This is a genomic window from Leptospira chreensis (assembly GCF_016919165.1).
GTDB lineage: Bacteria > Spirochaetota > Leptospiria > Leptospirales > Leptospiraceae > Leptospira_A > Leptospira_A chreensis.
Map to the genome: position 1 here is coordinate 1 of NZ_JAFFPS010000021.1, position 20,279 is coordinate 20,279.

14 protein-coding genes are annotated in these 20,279 nt (G+C 39.0%); 7 read left to right on the forward strand and 7 right to left on the reverse strand.

Annotated features, from left to right (window positions below; all coding sequences use genetic code 11):
- The first annotated feature begins 761 nt into the window (after positions 1 to 761).
- Complete coding sequence (locus JWG41_RS05855) at positions 762 to 2,894, forward strand: S8 family peptidase (RefSeq protein ID WP_205269007.1); 2,133 nt, start codon at positions 762 to 764, stop codon at positions 2,892 to 2,894.
- 127 nt (positions 2,895 to 3,021) lie between these two features.
- Here JWG41_RS05855 and JWG41_RS05860 read toward each other — a convergent pair whose 3' ends face one another.
- The 3 genes from JWG41_RS05860 to JWG41_RS05870 form a co-directional block, all read right to left on the reverse strand.
- Positions 3,022 to 4,782: a methyl-accepting chemotaxis protein gene (locus JWG41_RS05860; RefSeq protein WP_232373760.1), complete on the reverse strand. Its 1,761-nt coding sequence runs from the start codon at positions 4,780 to 4,782 to the stop codon at positions 3,022 to 3,024.
- A 303-nt stretch (positions 4,783 to 5,085) separates the two neighbouring features.
- Entirely contained in the window at positions 5,086 to 6,867 is a 1,782-nt protein-coding gene (locus tag JWG41_RS05865; protein WP_205269008.1) for a methyl-accepting chemotaxis protein, read from the reverse strand.
- Between the two features lie 147 nt (positions 6,868 to 7,014).
- On the reverse strand, positions 7,015 to 8,211 hold the full coding sequence (locus JWG41_RS05870) for a metallophosphoesterase (RefSeq protein ID WP_205269009.1): 1,197 nt from the start codon (positions 8,209 to 8,211) through the stop codon (positions 7,015 to 7,017).
- Between the two features lie 70 nt (positions 8,212 to 8,281).
- Here JWG41_RS05870 and JWG41_RS05875 point away from each other — a divergent pair, with 70 nt between their 5' ends.
- Positions 8,282 to 9,805, forward strand: coding sequence for a malate:quinone oxidoreductase (locus tag JWG41_RS05875; protein WP_205269010.1), 1,524 nt, complete (start codon positions 8,282 to 8,284; stop codon positions 9,803 to 9,805).
- A gap of 31 nt (positions 9,806 to 9,836) precedes the next feature.
- Here JWG41_RS05875 and JWG41_RS05880 read toward each other — a convergent pair whose 3' ends face one another.
- Entirely contained in the window at positions 9,837 to 11,090 is a 1,254-nt protein-coding gene (locus tag JWG41_RS05880; protein WP_205269011.1) for an OmpA family protein, read from the reverse strand.
- Positions 11,091 to 11,193: 103 nt separating this feature from the next.
- On the opposite strand from JWG41_RS05880, the gene JWG41_RS05885 reads away from it, so the two are divergent.
- From JWG41_RS05885 to JWG41_RS05905, 5 genes are read left to right on the forward strand one after another with little or no spacing between them, the layout of a single operon-like run.
- Positions 11,194 to 12,375 (forward strand): NAD(P)/FAD-dependent oxidoreductase, encoded by a 1,182-nt coding sequence (locus tag JWG41_RS05885; protein ID WP_205269012.1) that lies wholly within the window; start codon positions 11,194 to 11,196, stop codon positions 12,373 to 12,375.
- Positions 12,372 to 13,307 (forward strand): sigma-70 family RNA polymerase sigma factor, encoded by a 936-nt coding sequence (locus tag JWG41_RS05890; protein ID WP_205269013.1) that lies wholly within the window; start codon positions 12,372 to 12,374, stop codon positions 13,305 to 13,307. Before JWG41_RS05885 ends, JWG41_RS05890 begins: the two co-directional genes overlap by 4 nt.
- Before the next feature lie 46 nt (positions 13,308 to 13,353).
- Complete coding sequence (locus tag JWG41_RS05895; RefSeq protein WP_205269014.1) at positions 13,354 to 15,777, forward strand: ATP-binding protein; 2,424 nt, start codon at positions 13,354 to 13,356, stop codon at positions 15,775 to 15,777.
- An 11-nt stretch (positions 15,778 to 15,788) separates the two neighbouring features.
- Positions 15,789 to 16,820, forward strand: coding sequence for an MBL fold metallo-hydrolase (locus tag JWG41_RS05900; protein WP_205269015.1), 1,032 nt, complete (start codon positions 15,789 to 15,791; stop codon positions 16,818 to 16,820).
- Positions 16,821 to 16,877: 57 nt separating this feature from the next.
- Positions 16,878 to 17,612, forward strand: coding sequence for an SDR family NAD(P)-dependent oxidoreductase (locus JWG41_RS05905; RefSeq protein WP_205269016.1), 735 nt, complete (start codon positions 16,878 to 16,880; stop codon positions 17,610 to 17,612).
- A gap of 16 nt (positions 17,613 to 17,628) precedes the next feature.
- On the opposite strand, the gene JWG41_RS05910 is transcribed toward JWG41_RS05905, so the two are convergent.
- The 3 genes from JWG41_RS05910 to JWG41_RS05920 all read right to left on the reverse strand — a co-directional run bounded on the left by JWG41_RS05910 (position 17,629) and on the right by JWG41_RS05920 (position 20,266).
- Positions 17,629 to 18,681, reverse strand: a complete 1,053-nt coding sequence (locus JWG41_RS05910; protein WP_205269017.1) for a BPSS1187 family protein — start codon at positions 18,679 to 18,681, stop codon at positions 17,629 to 17,631.
- Between the two features lie 200 nt (positions 18,682 to 18,881).
- On the reverse strand, positions 18,882 to 19,502 hold the full coding sequence (locus JWG41_RS05915) for an SCO family protein (protein WP_205269018.1): 621 nt from the start codon (positions 19,500 to 19,502) through the stop codon (positions 18,882 to 18,884).
- Complete coding sequence (locus JWG41_RS05920; protein ID WP_205269019.1) at positions 19,499 to 20,266, reverse strand: formylglycine-generating enzyme family protein; 768 nt, start codon at positions 20,264 to 20,266, stop codon at positions 19,499 to 19,501. The genes JWG41_RS05915 and JWG41_RS05920 overlap by 4 nt, the downstream gene beginning before the upstream one ends.
- Positions 20,267 to 20,279: the final 13 nt, after the last annotated feature.

The window sequence follows — 20,279 nt, forward strand, 5'->3', positions numbered from 1 at the left end:
CATTCCCTCGGTTTTTTCTCGCTAGAATTGTCTTGGAGTCACGCTACTGTGTATGTTGTAAAAGATCTTAATTAGCATTCGAATCAGTTCCCTTCCGGGCTTAACTCAATCACCGTTTCACCATCATTGGGAATGTACACCCCAAGTCAAACCCATTTTATAAAAATTATCCAGATTTATGAGACAATTTGCGTTTTTTTTACGAAGAAAGACTCAATGGCAAAGTAGGAAAAGGGAGGGAAATCCAGAACGGAAAACAATTTTTATGTCTCCTAAGCAACGCAACAAGGACGAGTGAACGAAAACATAGCGTCCGTTATATGCCCCCCCCAACAACACTCGAATGCAAATTGAATATAGTTCATAACCAAACATAAAGTCTGCGATGGAATAAAAAACAAACTAGCGTCCGCTAACAATAAACCATCGCCCGGTTTTTAACATTAACTACAAAAGACGTTGACTCAAACATTCGTTATATTCAGTTTTACTTATCCATGCGAACAACAAAGATAATTCAAAAAACAATAATATTCTTATTAATCGTAATTTCATCTATCATTACGATAGATTGTAACAAAAAATCATCCAACAATGATGGCTTATTCACGTCCTTATTTTACATAACTCCTCCGACAAACTCGCCTGAAGAAAATAAGGATCCTATCCGGGCGGGAGGAGAAATCCAAGCAAGTATCGTAGCAGAAAAAATAAAGTCAGGAGAATACCAAATCAATCCAAGTGGCGCGCAGGTTGGTAAAGTGGCAATCATTGGCTCGTATACCAATTTACCTGATACAAATTCAATTTACGGAAACTCATCGCCTTTGATCGGGAAAATCACTCCAAACAAACGGGAGGTCAATATCAAAAATATGATCTTCACTTCGGAAGATGAATTAGAGATCGAAACTGGATTTATTCCAAACAAAGTTGATCTTCTCATGTTTGGAAACCAAGCCCCAGGAATTGCTTCATTACCCCAAATACCTAGCGGAAGATACAAATCAATCAAATTGATTTTAGATTCTAACCAAGGGAAAGTTGATGTGAATGGTAATTCTTTTGGATTCCATTTATCTACGGGAGCAACCATTGAGATGTTAGGTAGTTTTGAAATACTAACAGGCCTTACTACGATTCTAAAAATCAATTTCGACTTAAGTCAGTTACGATATATTAGTTCTGGAAATGAATTCTCTCTACCAAATCAAATCGCAGAGATCACTAAGGCAACATTTGAGCTGCCCTACACTCCTGGAATCCTAATCCTGAAACTGAAACTGAAAAACCCGATCGCAGACTTTGATTCCAAGAAAGTGGGAATCAAAGAAATTGATCTTATCTTAGAAAAATATTCGGTTCTCAGCATTTTGCCATTTATTTCAGATACAACCAATGTAGATTCAGAAACAGCCCAACTCGTTGGCCTAGACCGAACCTACTTCCTTCTTTTTGAAGCAAAAGTAGATTTGCTTCAAGTCAACTTTGCCCTAGCAAACATACCAGAGATTGAATCGATAACAACGAATACAAAATCGCAAGTAGATGCCGTTCCGAACGATCCAGATGCTGATAAAAACTGTTTCTTTTGCAATAAATTCCAAGTTAACTATTTAACAGCTATTAATGCCTATAACGGCTGGAATATCACAACAGGTTCACCGGGAGTAAAAATTGCAGTGATCGATTCGGGGATTGATGATACGCATCCTGACTTAACAGGAAAGATCATTCAAAACCGATCCTTTGAACCTGCCACCTGCTATCACTGGGGAATCTTTCCATACGAATGTGTCACTCATTCGGCTATATCCAGGCCTTTATTCAATGGGGAAAATGGTTGGGATCATGGAACTCATGTCGCAGGAACCATTGGAGCTGCCACCAATAATGGAATCGGTGTTGCTGGGATCACTTGGTCAAATCCAATTATCTCCATCAATGTTTTCTATCCGGATATTCTAAACCAGGCAACATCCACTGATCGTTTAATCGCATATGGTATTCTTGATGCTGTAAATGCTGGAGCCAAAGTTATTAACATGAGCCTAGGTGGCTATGGCTACGAATACTGCCAATGGGGATGCCTCGTAAGAGCCCTGACGCATTCATTAGAGAAAGATGCTGTTCGCTATGCTGAGGCCAAACGCGTAGTTGTTGTTGCAGCGGCAGGGAATCATGGTAAAAGGTTTTCTGGCTATCCCGGAACTGCAGAATCTCAAGCTTTTTATCCTGCTTCATTTAATGAAGTGATTTCAGTAGGAAACTTAGATTCCTCATCTTCTTTTACGAGCAAATTTTATAATTCCAATTTTGGAAAAGTAGATATAGCGGCACCAGGTACAGATATTTTGTCTACATCCACGAATGGTATTTATTTATTCAAAACGGGAACGTCGATGGCAGCCCCAATGGTTTCTGGCCTTGCGGCTCTAATCCTTTCTGTTGATTCCAATTACCATCCCAAAGATATTTTAAGAGCTATGTGTAGTCAGGCGAAACCATTAACGCAAACCGGAAATCCTGCAACCGATAGAGAATACTTTGGATGCGGACGAATCAATATCGGTGCGACACTCACCGCCTTAGTCCCTCCACCACAAAGACCGAATATCATTGCAGACTGTGGTGCCATTGACCAAATTCATTGTCCTGCCGGTCGTTGGTTTTTGCCTTGGGACTTTCAGTTTGTTGCTACAGGAGGAACACCACCTTACTACTGGACATACGAAGGTGGTCTACCGACTCACTCTTGGTTGGATTCAAATTCAGGACTTCTCATTGGTGGGGCAACTGGATGGTTTGGACCAGGGTGGACATTCCTATTAAGGGTCACAGATTCTGCCGGCCAAACGGATTCTCGTAGTTTCTATTTTGCATCGGGACTATAAACAGAGATGGAATTAAAGGAAATGACTTTGTTATTCTATCGGTAAAATAATCGGTCTATCGAATCGAATCAGACACAACCTTCGTTTTTTAAAAGAAAACGAAGGTTTCTATTTTTCAAAAAGTAGCTCAAATCTTAAACTTACCGATTTCTTGATTTAAATCTTTTGCAAGCTCACTCAATCGATTCGCAGCTTCTTTTACAGCCGATACTTCGGACAATTGAGAAACCGAGGAAATCGAAACTTCTTTTGTATTTTCATTAATAATGTTAGTTAGCTCAATCAATTGAACTGTGTTTGCATTGAGTTCTTCAGTACTAGCAGATATTTCTTCTGTAGTCGAGGAAACACCATGGATTTCATCATTGACTTTCTTAATTGCAGAGATAATCAACTGAAAGGTATTTCCGACAACATTCACCATCTCTACTCCAACTCCCACATCCTGATTTCCTTTTTCCATCATCTGAATGGAATCAAGTGTGTTTTTTTGGATTTCATCGATGATTACCGAAATTTGTCTAGTTGCCCTTTCGGATCGTTCTGCTAATTTTCTGACTTCATCGGCAACAACAGCAAAACCTTTTCCTTCCTCTCCTGCTCTCGCTGCTTCTATTGCTGCATTCAGAGCAAGTAGATTCGTTTGGCTTGCAATCTGATTGATCGTTTCAACGATTTGTCCAATGGCTTTCGAGTTTGCTCCAAGCGTATTGATACTTGAAGAAATTCCATTCACTGAGGAATTGATGATCTCCATCTGATGAATCGTTTTTCTTACGATGTCTTGACCTTCTTCTACTTTTTCCAAAACACCATTTGACAATTCCGAAACCACATAAGTGGCCTCTGCAATTTTTGTGATCGCAAGAGTGTTTTCTTCAACTGCAGATTTATTTTCAGAAAAAGCTTCCAATTGGATATTTGAATTACTTCGCACTTGGGTCATTGATTCTGAAATCGTAGCAGCTACATTAGCAGAGCCATTCGCACTCTCGATCAACTGATCTGCTGATTTTAGAACTTCACGCGAGGATTGTGAAACAACCTGAATCATAGTTCGCAAACTATTTGTCATTTGATCAAAATCAGTAAGCAGTGATCCAATCTCATCTCTATATACATTGGTTGACTTTGAAGTCAAATCACCTTCTCTCGCTTTTCCAATTAATGACTTCACCTGAGCAATTTTCCGTGCGAAGATAGCGGCAAAGAAATAGGAAAATACTAATGAGATGATGGACGCAAATATAGCACCGAATAGAAATAAATAGGAAAGTGATTTAAGACGCTCTTCATAAAAAATAGTTTCTCTACCGCCAGAACCAACAATCCAATCCCAAGGTTCGTAATAGATCTGATAAGCAATCCAAGAATGAGTCGGTTCCTTCCCCTCTTGCCATAATTCATAAACTATTTTTCCTGTTCTTTCCTTATTTGACCAAGTGTCTCTTACGGTATATTTTCCATCTACCTGGTAATCCCAAAGATTAACTCCTTCAATGTTGAAAGGGTTCATTGTAAAAACACCATTCGGTTGAGATGCCCAAACCCTCATATCCAATTTGGCGGACATTTTTCCTTTAGACAAATCGCGAACCCCATCAGGGCCTTTAGGACCCAAAATATATATCCTGGCTCTTTCTTTGGCATCCTCTAAATTTATTTTTCCGGCCTTCACATCCTCATTTAACAAATCAATGACTGCTACTGAATCAGTTGCTAAGGTTTTAAACAACTCTGCACCAAGATTTATGATTTGGCCTTTAGCAGATTGGTAGACGAGATAAAAAATTGGGCCTAGTACTAAATTGAGAACTAAAAAAATAAAGATCATCAACTGAGTACGGATGTTAAAAGAAAAGAGTCTATGAAGAGCTTGTTTGATCATATTTTTGAATGTTATCGTTTGATTTAAGAACAAACAATAAGACAGCTTGGAATGAAAGTAATTTTTTGAGGATCTCCGTTTTTAGTAGTCCACGGAAAAATCCCAACTTTCAACTCTTAACAAATCCGATGAAAAACGCAATATATCTAGAATCTTTTACAAATAAAAGATTTACTAGCATACATTCTTCCATTCCTAGATTAGGAGACATAGATTCTATGCAGAGGTCAAAATCCAACGCCAATTCCTCAGAAATAGCAACAATTCAAATTCTTTTGCAATGATCCGTTGTATCGGATGGTTTCAAAACCGAAACCTGGAGACAATCCTTTCCATAGAATCAGATACCTTTTGCAAACGATTGGCTTCTTCGGAAATTTCGCCAAAAGTTGTGGAGATTTTGGAATGATTTTCCCATAACTCTTGTAAGTTGGTATTGGATTCTTCGGTATAACCTGTTTGTAATTTCATCTCCGAAGTGATTTGTTCTGCATCGCGTTGGAACTCACCCACAAGATCTTTTAAGGATTTTACATTTTCGGAACTGGTTTCACTGGTGCGACCAAACATCTGAACCACTTTTGATATCTCTTCAAATTTTGATTTTACATCTTCATTGGTAGAAATGATTTCTTTCATGGATTCCAAACTTTCTTTGGAGGCCACTTGGGATAACTTCACCACTCGTTTGATGTCTTCAATATTTTTTGCCGTTTCATCGGCAAGGCGAGAGACTTCGCCTGCAACCACAGCAAAACCTCGCCCCATAGACCCTGCCCTTGCCGCTTCAATGGATGCATTCAGAGAAAGTAAATTCACACGATCAGAAATATCTTCGACTATGGAGATCGTAGCTTTGATATCTTCACTCATTTGGTTCATCACTTCTACCTTTTCATAGGCAGATTGGATGGCATCCTTTGCCACCTGCACAGTACCAATCGAATGGACCGTGTTCTTTGCCAAATCCTCCGCTTTGATAGAAAGGTTTGTCATCTCATCAGTGACACGAGTGAGTTCTGTGGCCAAAAAATTGGTTTTATCTTTTTGCGAAAGTACACGTTCGTAGGTTGCTCGTGAAAGGCTTTGGATTTGGTTTACGGATTCTAAAGTAGAATCGAGTTTGTTTTTTTCTGAACTGACCTGAGAATCAATCACTCCACCTTTATCCAAAATTAACTTGGAAGTGGCTAAAAGAGATACTGCTTCATCCTTTGCTGTTCGAAAGTATTGGCGTAAGGACTCCATAAATAAATTCAATTTGGTGATCGTATGACTTAAGTTTGTTGCAGAAAGTTGGGGGATGGTCTCCGAAAGTTCCCCCTTGGATAACTTTTCAATGGAATGGTTTAGGTTATCAATATCTTCTTTTAAAGATTTACTTCCGACATAAGCCGCATAAATGATGATCACAACCATCATGATAAAAACAATGGGCATTTGATAAAACCAATAAGGAGATCGAAACTCTGTTAATAGAATCAAGAACAAATAATAACCAAAAGTTAACATCGGTAAAAGTGCCACGGCAATCATTGTAAATAGATTTCTTTGGAATACACCAAAGATACGAATCTTGGTTTCATCTAAAAGAACAGTAGATAACTCTTTGGCCTTAAGTACAGGGCTCAAATACACTTCTGTTTGAAAATAAAAGGCCAAATAGATGATGGGTAGAAGCATTACACAGGCATAAGGAAGCGCCAGAATTTCTATCCAAGGAAGCCCAAGTAGAGTTACTGCCATAAAAGAAAATCCAAAAATAGAAACTGTCCAACGAATGAGGATCACTCGACCCTCCCAATGCGGATGTTCTAAAAGTCCTTTCTTTAAACCTTCCCGTGTTTTAAGATCTGTGTCTTTCGAGTAGGCTAACAATCGTTTGAGCCGTCGATTTCTAAGGCCAACACCGATCACCAAGGGGACTAGGGAAAGGAGAGTTCCTAAGATTCCTAATTGAATGAGGGTCTCTGTATCAAAACGTGAGGCAAACAGGCAAAAGTTAATAAAATAAGGAAAAATGAGTAAGTATAAGGGAGCTTCAATAGCAACTGTCAACTTCCTGATGAGTAAATTCTGATTCATTCGCTTGTGATCCGCCGTCTCGTTTGTCAATAGTTTAGAAAATCGGAAGAGACTTCATCTACTTTAGTTAATTTTTTTCCCAAGGGAACAAACGCCCGCAAGCGTTCAGGATTCGAAAATCAGGAGTATCCTAATCATTAGGAAAAATCAAGCAGACTTGAGTTCTAGAATGGAAATTTCAGAAGGTGCACCCAGCCGAAATGGAGGGCCCCAATACCCAGTCCCCCGACTAACATATATTAGCGAATTTTTATACTTATGAAGGCCAGAGACAAACTTCTGTGCAAAATAAATCAGCAAATTTCCAGGAAAAAATTGGCCTCCGTGCGTATGTCCTGAAATTTGTAATTGGAACCCGGCATCACTTGCTTCGTAAATACTATTGGGTTGGTGTGCGAGTAGAATTTTATAATCACAATTTTCTCCTCCTTCCATAGCTCGCTTAGGATTTGTTTGGTGGGACTTGATGATACTGCCTGCATTTAGATCAGTCACGCCAGCCATAAGTAATTTGGCTTTGCCCACATTTAAAATTTGATTTTGATTGAGTAAAATATGGACACCTAAGTTTTGAATCTCCGGTAACCAAGAAAGAACTCCCGAATAGTATTCATGATTTCCTGTTACATAAAATGTTCCATACTTCGACTGAATGTCAGCCAAAGGTTTGAGATGGTGTTTGAGAGTGGAGGCAGGTCCATCTACCAAATCTCCAGTGATCACAACTGCATCCGGCTTTTGCAGATTGATCCGTTTTACAACTCGTCTTAAAAATTTTTCTTTGATCGTAGGACCAATGTGTACATCTGAGATTTGTACAATTTTAAAGCCTTGTAAATCGGGATGTAGATCATTCACGGGTATGGTAACTCGTTTGTATAAGAGGCGAACATGAGCGTTGAAAAACCCAAGAGAACTCAGGGCGGTCGCGGCCACTATGGTAGAAAAAGCCAAACTAAAGTTTTTGACTTCGGTCACTCCGTCCAGAGGAAATCCAAAATGAATCAAACTGGAAAATAAAATTTGCGAATAATGCGTAACAATCCCGAGATCAACCCAACGTAAAAAATCCATAAGAAGGACCAAAGTGAAGAGGATGGAAAAAAATCCGAAGTTAGTGAAAGTGACATAGGCAAAAAAGGTCTGAGTTTTTTCCCGTTTTGAGGTTCGACTCAAAACATAAGTCAGTGGAACGAGCAAAACAAGAGCCCCAATCCCTAGTAAAATCATTGTTACGACCGGCCCATTCAGTGAAAGTCCTGAAATCAAACGAAAGGTAGAATAATAATAGATAAATCCAAGTAAGGATGTCAGAACGGACAAAAATAGGAAGAATGCTTTCAATTAAGTTACCCTAGTCTTTGGACAGAATGGGAATCACGAAAGTTGTCAATAAATAGCCAGAAGGTAGAGGATGAAAGAAAAAGATACAGTTAGAACGAAGTCCGATGTGATACTGATTGGTGCCGGAATTATGAGTGCCACCCTAGGAGTTCTTTTGAAAGAACTCGCACCCCACCTAACAATCACTGTATTGGAAAGGTTAGACGCGGCAGCACGCGAAAGTTCCAATGCTTGGAACAATGCAGGTACCGGACATTCTGCATTCTGCGAATTAAACTATACCATTGAAAACGAAGATGGTTCCATCCAAACCAAAAAAGCCCTCCAAATTGCAGAGTGGTATGAAATTTCCAAAGAATTTTGGGCCTACCTTGTTGGCACCAAACGAATCATAGATGCCGATGAATTCATTCATTCCGTTCCTCATTATAGTTTTGTTTGGGGAGAAGAAAATGTTTCCTTTCTCCGCAAACGTTTTGAGGCCTTAAAAAAATATGAACTTTTTAAGGATTTAGTTTATACAGAAGACGAATCCACCCTAACCGAATGGCTTCCCCTTGTGATGAAAGGTAGGGACAACGCAGAACCAATTGCCGCAACCAAAATGGAATTAGGAACCGATGTTAACTTTGGAAGTCTCACTCGCTCCATGTTTCGGTATTTGGAAAGTTTTCCCGATGTGCACGTCCATTACTTTGAAGATGTGAAAGATTTGGAACGTAGTGAGAATGGATTTTGGCACCTAACTTCAAATAATATCCAAACTCACGAAAAGGAACACCATGAAGCCAAATTTGTATTTATTGGCGCTGGTGGGGGAAGCCTTCCCCTCTTAGAAAAATCTGATATTCCTGAGGCAGCGGGATTCGGTGGATTTCCAGTGAGTGGTCAATGGTTACGATGTCGCAATCGAGATGTGATCAAACAACATTTTGCAAAAGTATATGGGAAGGCCAATGTTGGTTCCCCTCCTATGTCTGTTCCTCATTTGGATACAAGGATCATTGAAGGAAAAAAAGAATTATTATTTGGACCTTACGCTGGTTTTACGACCAAATTCTTAAAAAAAGGATCGTATCTAGATTTAGTGAAGTCTTTGGAATTTGATAATATTTTTCCTATGTTGTCAGCCGGAATGCACAACCTTCCTTTAACAAAATATCTAATCAGTCAAGCCATGCAGTCACATGAAGATCGGATTGAAGCTCTAAAAGAATACTTTCCAGAAGTAAAATCAGAAGACTGGGAATTGGTAGTGGCAGGCCAAAGAGTACAAGTCATCAAAAAAGATGAAGAAGAAGGTGGAGTTCTAGAATTTGGAACCGAAGTTGTTTCCGCAAAAGATGGATCCCTTGCAGCCCTACTCGGAGCTAGTCCCGGCGCCTCCACATCTGTTTCCATTATGTTAGAAGTATTGGCAGATTGTTTTCCCAAAGAAATGCAATCACCCGAATGGAAAACAAAATTAAAAACAATGATTCCTAGTTTTGGTGAATCCATGAAAGAGAATCCAGAAATTTGTATAACAAGCCGTAGACAAACAGAACAACTTTTGGAACTAAACCAAGGAACAAGCGTTAGCGCCAAGGTTTAAGTTGGTTCAAAAGGATTGGGCTTTAGAAAAACTATTTATTCTTTTTTCTAAGCTCAATCACCACTTTTTCTTTAGAATCCACATTGTACATGGCTGAGCCTTGTGTGGAATCAATGATCCTTCTGGAGTTAACTCCCTTTTCACGGAGAACTCGAGAAATGGCCTGGGAACGTTCAAATCCTAAATCATAGTTTTCATAATTTCCGGGAACATCTTCTCTGAAAGGAGTAGTATAAGTAATCACTTGGACATCAAATTCTTTGTATTCATTTTCCAAACTACGAGCAATGGCATCCAAACGGGCTCGACCTTCCAAATGGATATGGCTCGTTGGTAAATCGAAGATTTCACTCGCAAGGAAAACAAAACGATCTAGTTTAGTTTCGGATACAGGTTCCTTCGTTTGTATGGGAATTTGCGAGCCGACAGCACTGGAAACGGTTTCCATTTTGTTTTCCGGTTCTTGGGTTTTAGATCCAGAAAGAGAAACACTCACTCCCATTCCAAATTTGAAAAAACTTTCTTCAAAGTTTCCTTTATTTTTATGTCCGGAGTTTGGTGGATCATAATTCACCATATAGACATTTGAATGTTCTAACTCTGCATTTAAGAAAAACCTTTCATTCAAATGATACCGAAAACCAATGGCACCAAATACACGATTGGTGGCACCTCCAAACAATCGTTCATATCCAGCACCTCCACCAACTCTGATATAAGGGTCTACTGGGTCATTGGGTTGAAAATGGAAAAATAAACTGAGATCGCCAGAAGTAGAGTTAAACACATCTCTTCGTTTTTGCGTTGCTATATTATAATATTCACCTTGATTCAATCGATTTAGTAAGGCGCCATAATCCGAACCTAATAAAGAATAAAGTATAACGAATCTTTCGTCAACCGATCGAAAATTGGAAGCAGTGATGGTTTGATTCGAAACCGAAAGTCCAATTCCAAAATATCGGAAAAGTCCATACTCAAATCCTAATTCACCAACTCGGCTAGAAAGATCTGTCTGGTGTTTGAAAACATTTTGTAGAGCATAATAATTCATGAAATTGGATGCGGCGTCCGCATAAGGGGAGTTCAATACTAGAAAATTAGGGAAATTTGTTTTTTCGACCTTTTTCTCCAAGGTTCCCGAATTGTCTCCAATTCCAAAGGCACCATTACCATAAAAAATCAGATTCCCACGATCAAAACCTTCTCCATAAACCAAGGAAAAGGGGAAAAACAATATAATTCCAATAAAAATAAAATGATATTTCCCATTCAATTTCTGCATGAGTGATCCTGGATAGTATCAGCTGTTAAATCAAGCTGAAATTTTTTCATAAACCCTGTCACAAAACTCTAGGCCTATCTCGTCTTTATCACGAGGTAAAAAAATGAAACCAAAAATATTGATTTTAGGTGCAGGGTATGCAGGGATCATCGCGGCCAACCGTTTAGACAAACAAGTGAAAGATGCTGAAATTGTTCTAATTTCTGAATCCTCAGGGTTTAAGGAAAGAATAAGGTATCACGAAACTGCATCCGCTGGTTTAAAAAAAGAAATTTTGATTCGAGACCTTCTCCGAACCAATGTTAACTTTTTACAAACAAAGGTTACTGGCATTCTCCCCAAAGAAAAAACAGTAATCATTGAAGCCAAAAACCAAAATGTCCATTATGATTATTTGGTCATTGCTCTGGGAAGTTCTGAGATTCGAAAAATCCAAACAAAAGAAAATTCCATCCAATCCAAAGATGCTGTTTTAGAATTTCTAAAAAGAAAAGAGATATCTAAAATTCAAAATCTTTGTATCATTGGAAGTGGACTTACCGGTCTCGAAATGGCTACCGAATGGAAATATTTTTATCCGAAGTCTAGGGTAACCCTCATTGATCGTAGCGAACTCGGATCTTCCTTTTCTAAAAAGGCAAAAGAATATTTGCACACTTATCTATTAAAAAATGAAATCGAGGTTTTGGATAAAACGAAAATAGATAAAATCGAAGGGAATGAAATCCAGTTTGAAAATCAAACCAAACGGTCCTTTGATTGTATCATCAATTGTACGGGATTTCAAAGTTCTTCTCTTCCGAAAGAATCCGGGTTTAAAACCAATTCCCAAAACCGAATTTACGTAGACCCCTTCCTTCGTTCCTTAGAATATCCTGAAGTTTTTGTTGCCGGCGATTCTGCCTATTTAGAAAATTCTATCTTACGTATGGGTTGTGTGACTGCTTTACCGATGGGTGCTTACATTGCGGACCACCTTGCCAATGTGATACAGGGAAAAAACTTATCTCCCTTTTCATTCCAATTTGCGGGTCGATGTATGTCCCTGGGACGAGAGGATGGTCTCATCCAAATGACTCATGGTGATGACAAACCAAAAGAATGGATCATCAAAGGTAAGTGGGGAGCTTTCATTAAAGAACTTGTCAATAGGTTCACGATTTTCTCTCTAATGATGGAAAAAAATCTTCCCTTTCGATTTTACTTTTGGCCCAAAGGAAATCCGATCTTGGAAAAAGAAAAACGCATTTCAAAACCAATGGTGGCAGGAGATCTGGTGGTATGAATGATCTAGAATTTTTTCTAGAATGGAAACATTATCTTTTCTCCATAGCCTACCGCATTACAGGAAGTTATGTGGATGCAGAAGACATTGTCCAGGAGAGTTATCTAAGATGGCTCTCCGCCGAAAAGTCGACAATCCAAAATCATAAATCTTATTTAGGAAGTATCACGGCAAGACTTGCCTTTGATCTTTTAAAAAAAGCATCCAGAAAAAAAGAATCCTACATCGGCCCGTATTTACCCGAACCTATACCAGAGACTGCGAACGTTTTTGATGATGAAAAGATTAATTTTGCTTTTTTGGTGATTTTAGAGACACTCAATCCAACCGAACGAGCCGTTTTCATCTTACGAGAGTTATTCGATTTTGATTATGAATCCATTTCGGAGATCGTAGGGAAAAATACAGACAATTGCAGACAGATTTTGAGTCGGGCTCGCAATGCGATCCAATCTCGAAAGAAAAAATTTGATCCAGACCCAAAACTCCATTCCAGACTACTATTGGAATTTAGTTTTGCTTGTTACAACCAAGACACAAAATCACTCGCCAACTTACTCAAAGAGGATGTAGTTGCATTTTCTGACGGTGGAGGGAAAGTGCATGCAGCAAGGATCCCGATTCCTGGAATCCAAAGGGTAATCTCACTACTGACAAGAACCACGGCAAAGGCATCAAAATCCACAGAAATCTATTTTGGGTATGCCAACGGCTCTCTGGCTCTCATTGGGTATTCCGAAGATGGACCGAGCGTTGTCCAAATTTTTACTACCCAAGGGAACCGGATTGATACTATTTTTAATTTAGTAAATCCTGATAAACTAAAAGGCTTTCAAAATAAAGAAAACCTTTTGAAACTAGGATATCTACGAAAACCGAACCTGTTTGATTGGGCTCTTGCCTATGTAAGGCGGTGGATGTCCTTTTCATAAAGTTCATTGATTTACTTGTTTTCTTTCGTCCAATAAGAGGAAGGCAATGCGGATACAAAAACCAATCTTCCTTTTGATTTTACTGATCACGACGGCCTTCGGTTGTGGACCCAGTAAGATCGCAAATCCTCCTCTTGCTAAGAAAGCTGTCTTGGATCTTCGTGGTTGGAACTTTGAAACTATGGGGAATGTTTCCCTCAATGGCGAATGGAGGATCGATTGGAAAAATTGGAATCCAGACAAAGATTCTCCTAGTAATGAATTCACGGTCGTTCCAGGACACTGGAGCAATTCTTCTTTAGAAAAATATCCAACAGGATTTGCTCGTTTGAGCCTAACCATCCTAGTTCCCGAAAATACAAAAACATTGTATCTGCAAAATGGTGTGACTCGCAATGCTTTTGAAATTCTTGTGGGTGAAGAAACCATATACAAATCGGGAATCATTGGAGAGAGTTTCGCCGCAGAAGTCCCCCATCTCAATATCCAAACCGTAGCCTTACCCGACTCGAAAGACCACGAAATCAAACTGTCCTTAAAAATTTCTTGTTTCCATTATCATATCTGCGGTGTGGCAACACCTTATACTTTAGGAACACATTCAGGAATAGGCAAATCCTATCTAGAAACCATTGGCAGAGATATTTTTGTATTAACTTCCCTACTCACTTTAGCATTCTTTCATTTTGTTTTATACATTTTTTGGAGAGATGAAAAAACCCATATCCTATTTGCAGCTGTTTGTTTTTTAGCGTCGATGCGTTTATTAAGCATCGGAGAAACTCGGTTTATCTATAATTATCTTCCTTTAGGCGCCTATGAAATTATGGTCCGGATCAATGGGATTAGTTTTGTTCTGTTGTATCTTGCTTTTGTTTTGTATGTGAAAGAAATTTATAATGAAGAAAGATACAAAACCATTTATCGTGTAAACTTCGTTGTGGCATCTTTATTATTCTTTGCCCTCCCCCTCGATCTACTTACTTTTTCTAAATTTTTAGCTCTCCATTTACTTTTATCACTTCTTGCTCTTTTTGGGTTACTTTACCCCATCATTCATGGTGTTTTTTTAAAGGTACCTGGAAGTCGTTTGTTTTTGTTTTCTGTGATTGCTACCATGTGTTTATTTTCTTTAGACATCCTCACTGAGTTTGCAAAAAAAGGAACCGCCTATCTTGCACAATACGGATTTCTTGTATTTGGTCTTTCACAAGCTCTATTCATTGCAGACAGGATGATACAAAATTTCAAAAACAAAGAAAGACTCAAACAAGAAAAAGAAAGTGCAGAAGCAAAAGTAAATTTCAAAACCAATTTTCTTTCCACAATGAGTCATGAAATCAGAACTCCCATGAACGGAGTTTTGGGAATGACTCAGTTATTACAACAAACCAATTTATCTGAGGAACAAAAAGAATACTTAAACCTAATTCAATTTAGCGGCGACAATCTTTTATTACTGATCAACGACATTTTGGATTTAAGCAAATTGGAGGCTGGTCAATTTGAATTACATTCAGAACCGGTCCCACTACAAAAATTCATGAAGGATTGTATCAATCTTTTCAAAGCGCAAACAGATCCCAATCAACTCAAAATTGAATTAGAATTTTTAAATCCACCACCCGCCTTGCTGATCACAGACCAAAGGCGGTTTGCGCAAGTTTTGACCAATCTAATTAGTAACGCGGTCAAATTTACAGAAAAAGGTGCCATCACTGTTCTTGTTGAAACCATTACTTTAAAAGAAGATATGGTTCGATTGAAAGTTTCTGTAAAAGATACAGGGATTGGGATTCCAGAAGACCGAATGGGAGTTTTGTTCCAACCGTTCTCACAAGTCCACTCCCACCTAACAGAAAAAACAATAGGAACAGGACTCGGTCTTGCCATCACTAAGAAATTAATAGAAGAGATGGGAGGATCCATTTCCGTTCAAAGTGTTTATGGAAGAGGATCCAATTTCACATTTCAATTTTCCGCACAAATTGGATTAGAATCCTTAAAGTCAGAACAAACCTCGGATGTGGCGACCCAAAACCAAAAAAGAAATACAGACTCTTCTTTGGCAGAAAAATATCCTTTAAAGATTTTGGTCGCCGACGATGACCCGATCAGTCAAAAAGTCTCCAACCTATTTTTGAAAAAGCTGGGATATACCAACTTACAGGCTGAGAATGGAGAAAAAACGCTGGATATGGTTCGTTCCGAAAGTCCAGATTTGTTATTTGTCGACATCCAAATGCCGGATATGGATGGAATCACTGTCGCTAAATGCATTCGTCAGTCACAAACCATCACAAAACAGCCTGTAATCATAGCCCTTACCGCCAACGTGATGGAAGAAGAAAAACACCGATGCCTTTCTGCCGGCATGGATGATTTTATGACAAAACCACTTCTGATGAGAGATCTCGATTTCATGATTCGAAAATGGGCGAAAAGGGACTTGTTACAGTCCAATAAATAAGGATTAAAATTTTGGCTACAACTCTCGGCAAACTTCCCCACGGCGACCTTCTCAAACGGATTTCCAGGTCAGAACACTTTCAATCTGGTAGTTTTCAAAACTTAGAACATACAGAGATGCTCGCACCTAACAGTTCTTATTTTAAAATGGCCATCAAATATTGGCAAAAACCAAATTCCATTCGGCCCTCCTCTCCCGTTCCCTCCGTAAAAGTCAATTTAAAGGAACTGGATGCAACCAAACCGCAATACATTTGGTTTGGACATTCTTCTTATCTTTTACTTGCCGAAGGAAAAAAGATTTTAGTGGATCCCGTTTTTTCTGGTTATGCGTCCCCGGTTCCCTTTGCCGTTCAATCCTTTGAAGGAACAGATATTTATTTACCAGAGGATATGCCTGATTTGGACATCCTACTTATCACTCATGATCATTATGACCACTTAGATTATGAAACAATCCTCAAACTACATCCCAAAACAAAAACCATCGTTGTTCCGTTAGGTGTATCGGCGCATCTCCTTTCCTGGGGAGTCCCACTTTCAAAAATTGTAGAGTTGGACTGGTTTGAGTCCAAAGAAATTGTATCGAACCTAAACGTCACAGCCACACCCACACGACATTTTTCTGGACGAAGTGTACTCAGAAACAAAAGCCTCTGGTGTTCCTATGTTTTAAGGATTGGAGAATACAAAGTATTTGTGGGTGGTGATTCTGGATACGGATCCGTTTTTGAAACCATTGGGAAAAAATATGGACCTTTTGATTTGGCATTTTTAGAATGTGGGCAATACGGTGACGATTGGCCATTCATTCATATGCGACCGGAAGAAACAGCCTTGGCGGCAAAAACCATTGGAGCCAAATCTTTTGTTCCCGTCCATTGGGGAAAATTCATTTTATCCCTTCATCCTTGGAATGATCCCATCAAACGAGTGCTTGTTGCTTCTCAAGATTTAAAACTCAACCTACAAGTTCCAAAAATTGGAGAAAGTTTTTCTTTCACAGGCTCTGGTAGTGTGGATGGATGGTGGAATTTTCAGTGACAACGATTGCGTTTTTCTTATATGGTTAGAATCTAATTTTAACCAAGGTTTTTATCAATGAAACACGCACTCATCATTGGAGCCACTTCCGATATTGGAATCCATATTGCAGAATCTTTAGCCAAACGAGGATTCCTTCTTTCCTTAACCGGGAGAAATAAACAGAAGTTAAATGAAATAAAAACGAAACTAAAATCCAAATATTCTATTTCGATAGAGACCTACGAATTGGATGTCACTAATTTTTCTTCTCATTCAAAATTCTATCAGTCTTTAAAAGACAAACCTTCCATCGTTTTTTTTGTCGCCGGTTACTACGAAGACCAAAAGAAAGCCAGAGAAGACCAAACGGAACTTCTAAAAACCATTCACACAAACTACACCGGAGCTCTGTCACTACTCAATATCATCTCACTGGATATGGAGGAGAAAGGAGTGGGAACCATTGTTGCGATTAGCTCTGTAGCTGGGATTCGCGGCCGACAAATGAATTATATTTACGGAAGTGCCAAAGCCGGTTTAACAACTTATCTTTCTGGACTCCGGTCTCTTTTATTTGCAAAAGGGGTTCATATTTCAACCATCCAACTAGGACCGGTGTATACAAAGATGTCCGAGGGACACAACCTGATTCCTTGGCTCACCTTACAGCCGGAAGTTGCCGCGGAACTCATTGTCAAAGCCGGACTCGAGAAAAAAGATTTAGTTTATCTTCGTTGGCCTTGGCGTTTCATCATGGAAATCATTCGGATCATCCCAGAATGGATTTTCAAACGCCTTCCTCCATTTTAAAAACAGAATCTAGATTCTAAGGAAAACTAATATAGTTCCAAATGGTTTGGAATCCATTGGTCATAGGACAGCTATGTAAAGCGGCCGTTCCCATCCCATTACAAGCGCTGGTCACCAAACGATGGCTATTTGCATAAGGTGCACCGACACTGGTATTTGTAAGTGTCCCTGTCATAGAGAACTGACTCAACCAAGCATCTGTTACTTGGTTTGCATTCCCGCTAAAGTTGGCAACTGTGTCGTTTTCATGAATGAGTCCATAATAGGAATTTGCCGGCGCAGTTTGAGCCCCACCCATCCAAGTGGGAAGAGAAGAAAACTGCAAACTATAATCAGAAACCCCGCTATAAATAGAAACACGGGCCACGGCTCTGCGTTTTCCATGATAAGCGGCGTGACCACTTCCTTGGGAATGACCTCCCACATAAACCAAATTCCAATTAATACTATTTCCAGTGATAAATTGCGCCCAACCTTCACCAGGTCTTGATGATACCAAATACTGAAGGAGAGAGAGTAACCTTCCTTCGATGGAATTGGCCACATCCACCGATACGTAAGGCGATACATCAGCTCCCGTCACCACTTCATTCCGCAAATTTTCAAAACAATTGGTATCAAGTCTTGCATCCCCTTGGTTACAAAGACTATTCACTGCTTCCCCATTCGGGTAACTGAGACCAATGACATGGTATCCGCGCGTGGCTCCTTGTTGTAAGATGGCACCAATTTCGCAAGGGCTGGATCCCGTTCCTGGATAAAATACAGAAAGGATATTTTTTCGACTAACACTCGCTTGTGGAGGATAAACCTGGTGTGGGTTATTATAAGAAGTAATGGCGGATGAGGCCAACGAAGGTTGGATTTGTAATCTGGTTAAGGCTCCAACACTGCCACTCGAAGGAAAACTGTTTTGTCCGGCACAGGATCTGGCATACAACCCAAGCCCAAGGAGAGTCACCAAATCTTCTTTTTCGTCTGATTCTTTTTTACAGGAGAGGATAAAACAAGAAATACAAAAAACTATGACAAAAGAACGGAACAAACGAAATGGAATGAAAGAATTCAATACACACACCTAAACTAACAAATCTAAATATTGGATATAGTTAAAAACTTGATAAAAAGAAAGCAACTCATAATAAACAAATGATTTGGGACGAACAAAACACTCTTGCCGAAAGAACATACAAAATGTTGAAGCTTTGTGCTACGACAAAGGAACCAAAGCTAACATTTTCATTTTTAACTAAATGAAAATCAAACTGATTACTGCAATTTTTGGTATTCAGTAACAAGTGCGTCAGTGTTGGAACCTACTCCTTCCACCCGCGAAACGACCCATCCATTTTTAGAAACCAAATTATACACTGCAGAATGATTGAATTCTCCATTCGAAATTTTTTTATAATTGATTCCGAGAACAACAGACAACAAACGTACGTCCTCTTCATTACCGGAGAGAAAGGTCCAACTTTCTCCGAGTTTCATTTTTTTCTTGTATGCGTTTAGAACATTAGGATTGTCTTTTTCTGAGTCAAAACTGACAAGCACCATACGAGAATCTTTGCCCGTTTTATCTTTTATTTTTTTGGCTAACAACTCCATATCAGCAACGAGCCTTGGGCAAACCGACTGGCACGAAGCATAAAACATACTAATGACAAAAGGAGAACCTTGGAAATGTTTTAAGAATATAGTTTGGTTGGACTCCGTTTTCCAACTCGACCCTAATTCAAAAAGTCCCGCATTCGAACCTTCACTGGCAGCAAGCATTGGATCTTCGCCGTGATGGTGATGATCTCCATGAGAATTATGATCATCACAACTAACGTAGAAATTCAAAAAAAGAAAAAGAATTGATACTCTTAAAATAAATAAAATTTTCATAATGAATTATCCTTAATGTTAAAATCTGATGCACATCGAAACCCTAAATACTTTGCAGTATACCAACCCTTTAGGCCCGCGCGGTACCCATAACGCATATACGATGCATAATTGGAAAAATCGTTTGCCTTAAGTGAACCGCCACCACAAAACAAGTTGCTTTCTAAATCACTATCTTGTCTCGAATCTCCAGTCACCGAAGTATTATTAAAATCATACACCCACTCCCAAATCATTCCATGTTGATCATATACACCAAATTTATTTTTGTATTTACCTACCGAAGGAAGAAACTCAGGTTTTTGTTCCCCATACCAATCTAAAATCACTGCCTCCACTGCTTTATTATTTTTATAAGTAGGAGGAATACTGGCTGCATATTCCCATTCCGATTCTTTGGGAAGTCTTTTACTTTTCCATAAACAATAAGCATTGGCAGAAAACCAGGAAACATAGGTGACTGGAGAATTAGTTTGATGTTCCTCAGGTGGTTTTCCCTTCCAATCTCCCAAATAACCAGCATCTGCAAAGAGGGGAGAAATTTTTCCTGGTTTCCACTGAGGATTTTCTTGGATGAATTTAAAGTAATCTTTCTTTGTAACGGGATAAGAATCCAAAAAAAAACTTTTAATTCGAATTGTAGCACCTAACTTAGAATCTGTATCCTTTAAAAAAGGCCTCCAATTTCCGGCAGGGATTTTTACCATCTCGCCGGAAAGAGAAACCGATATAATCAAAAAGATAAAAAAGAATAAACGATTCATTGTTTGGCTCTTA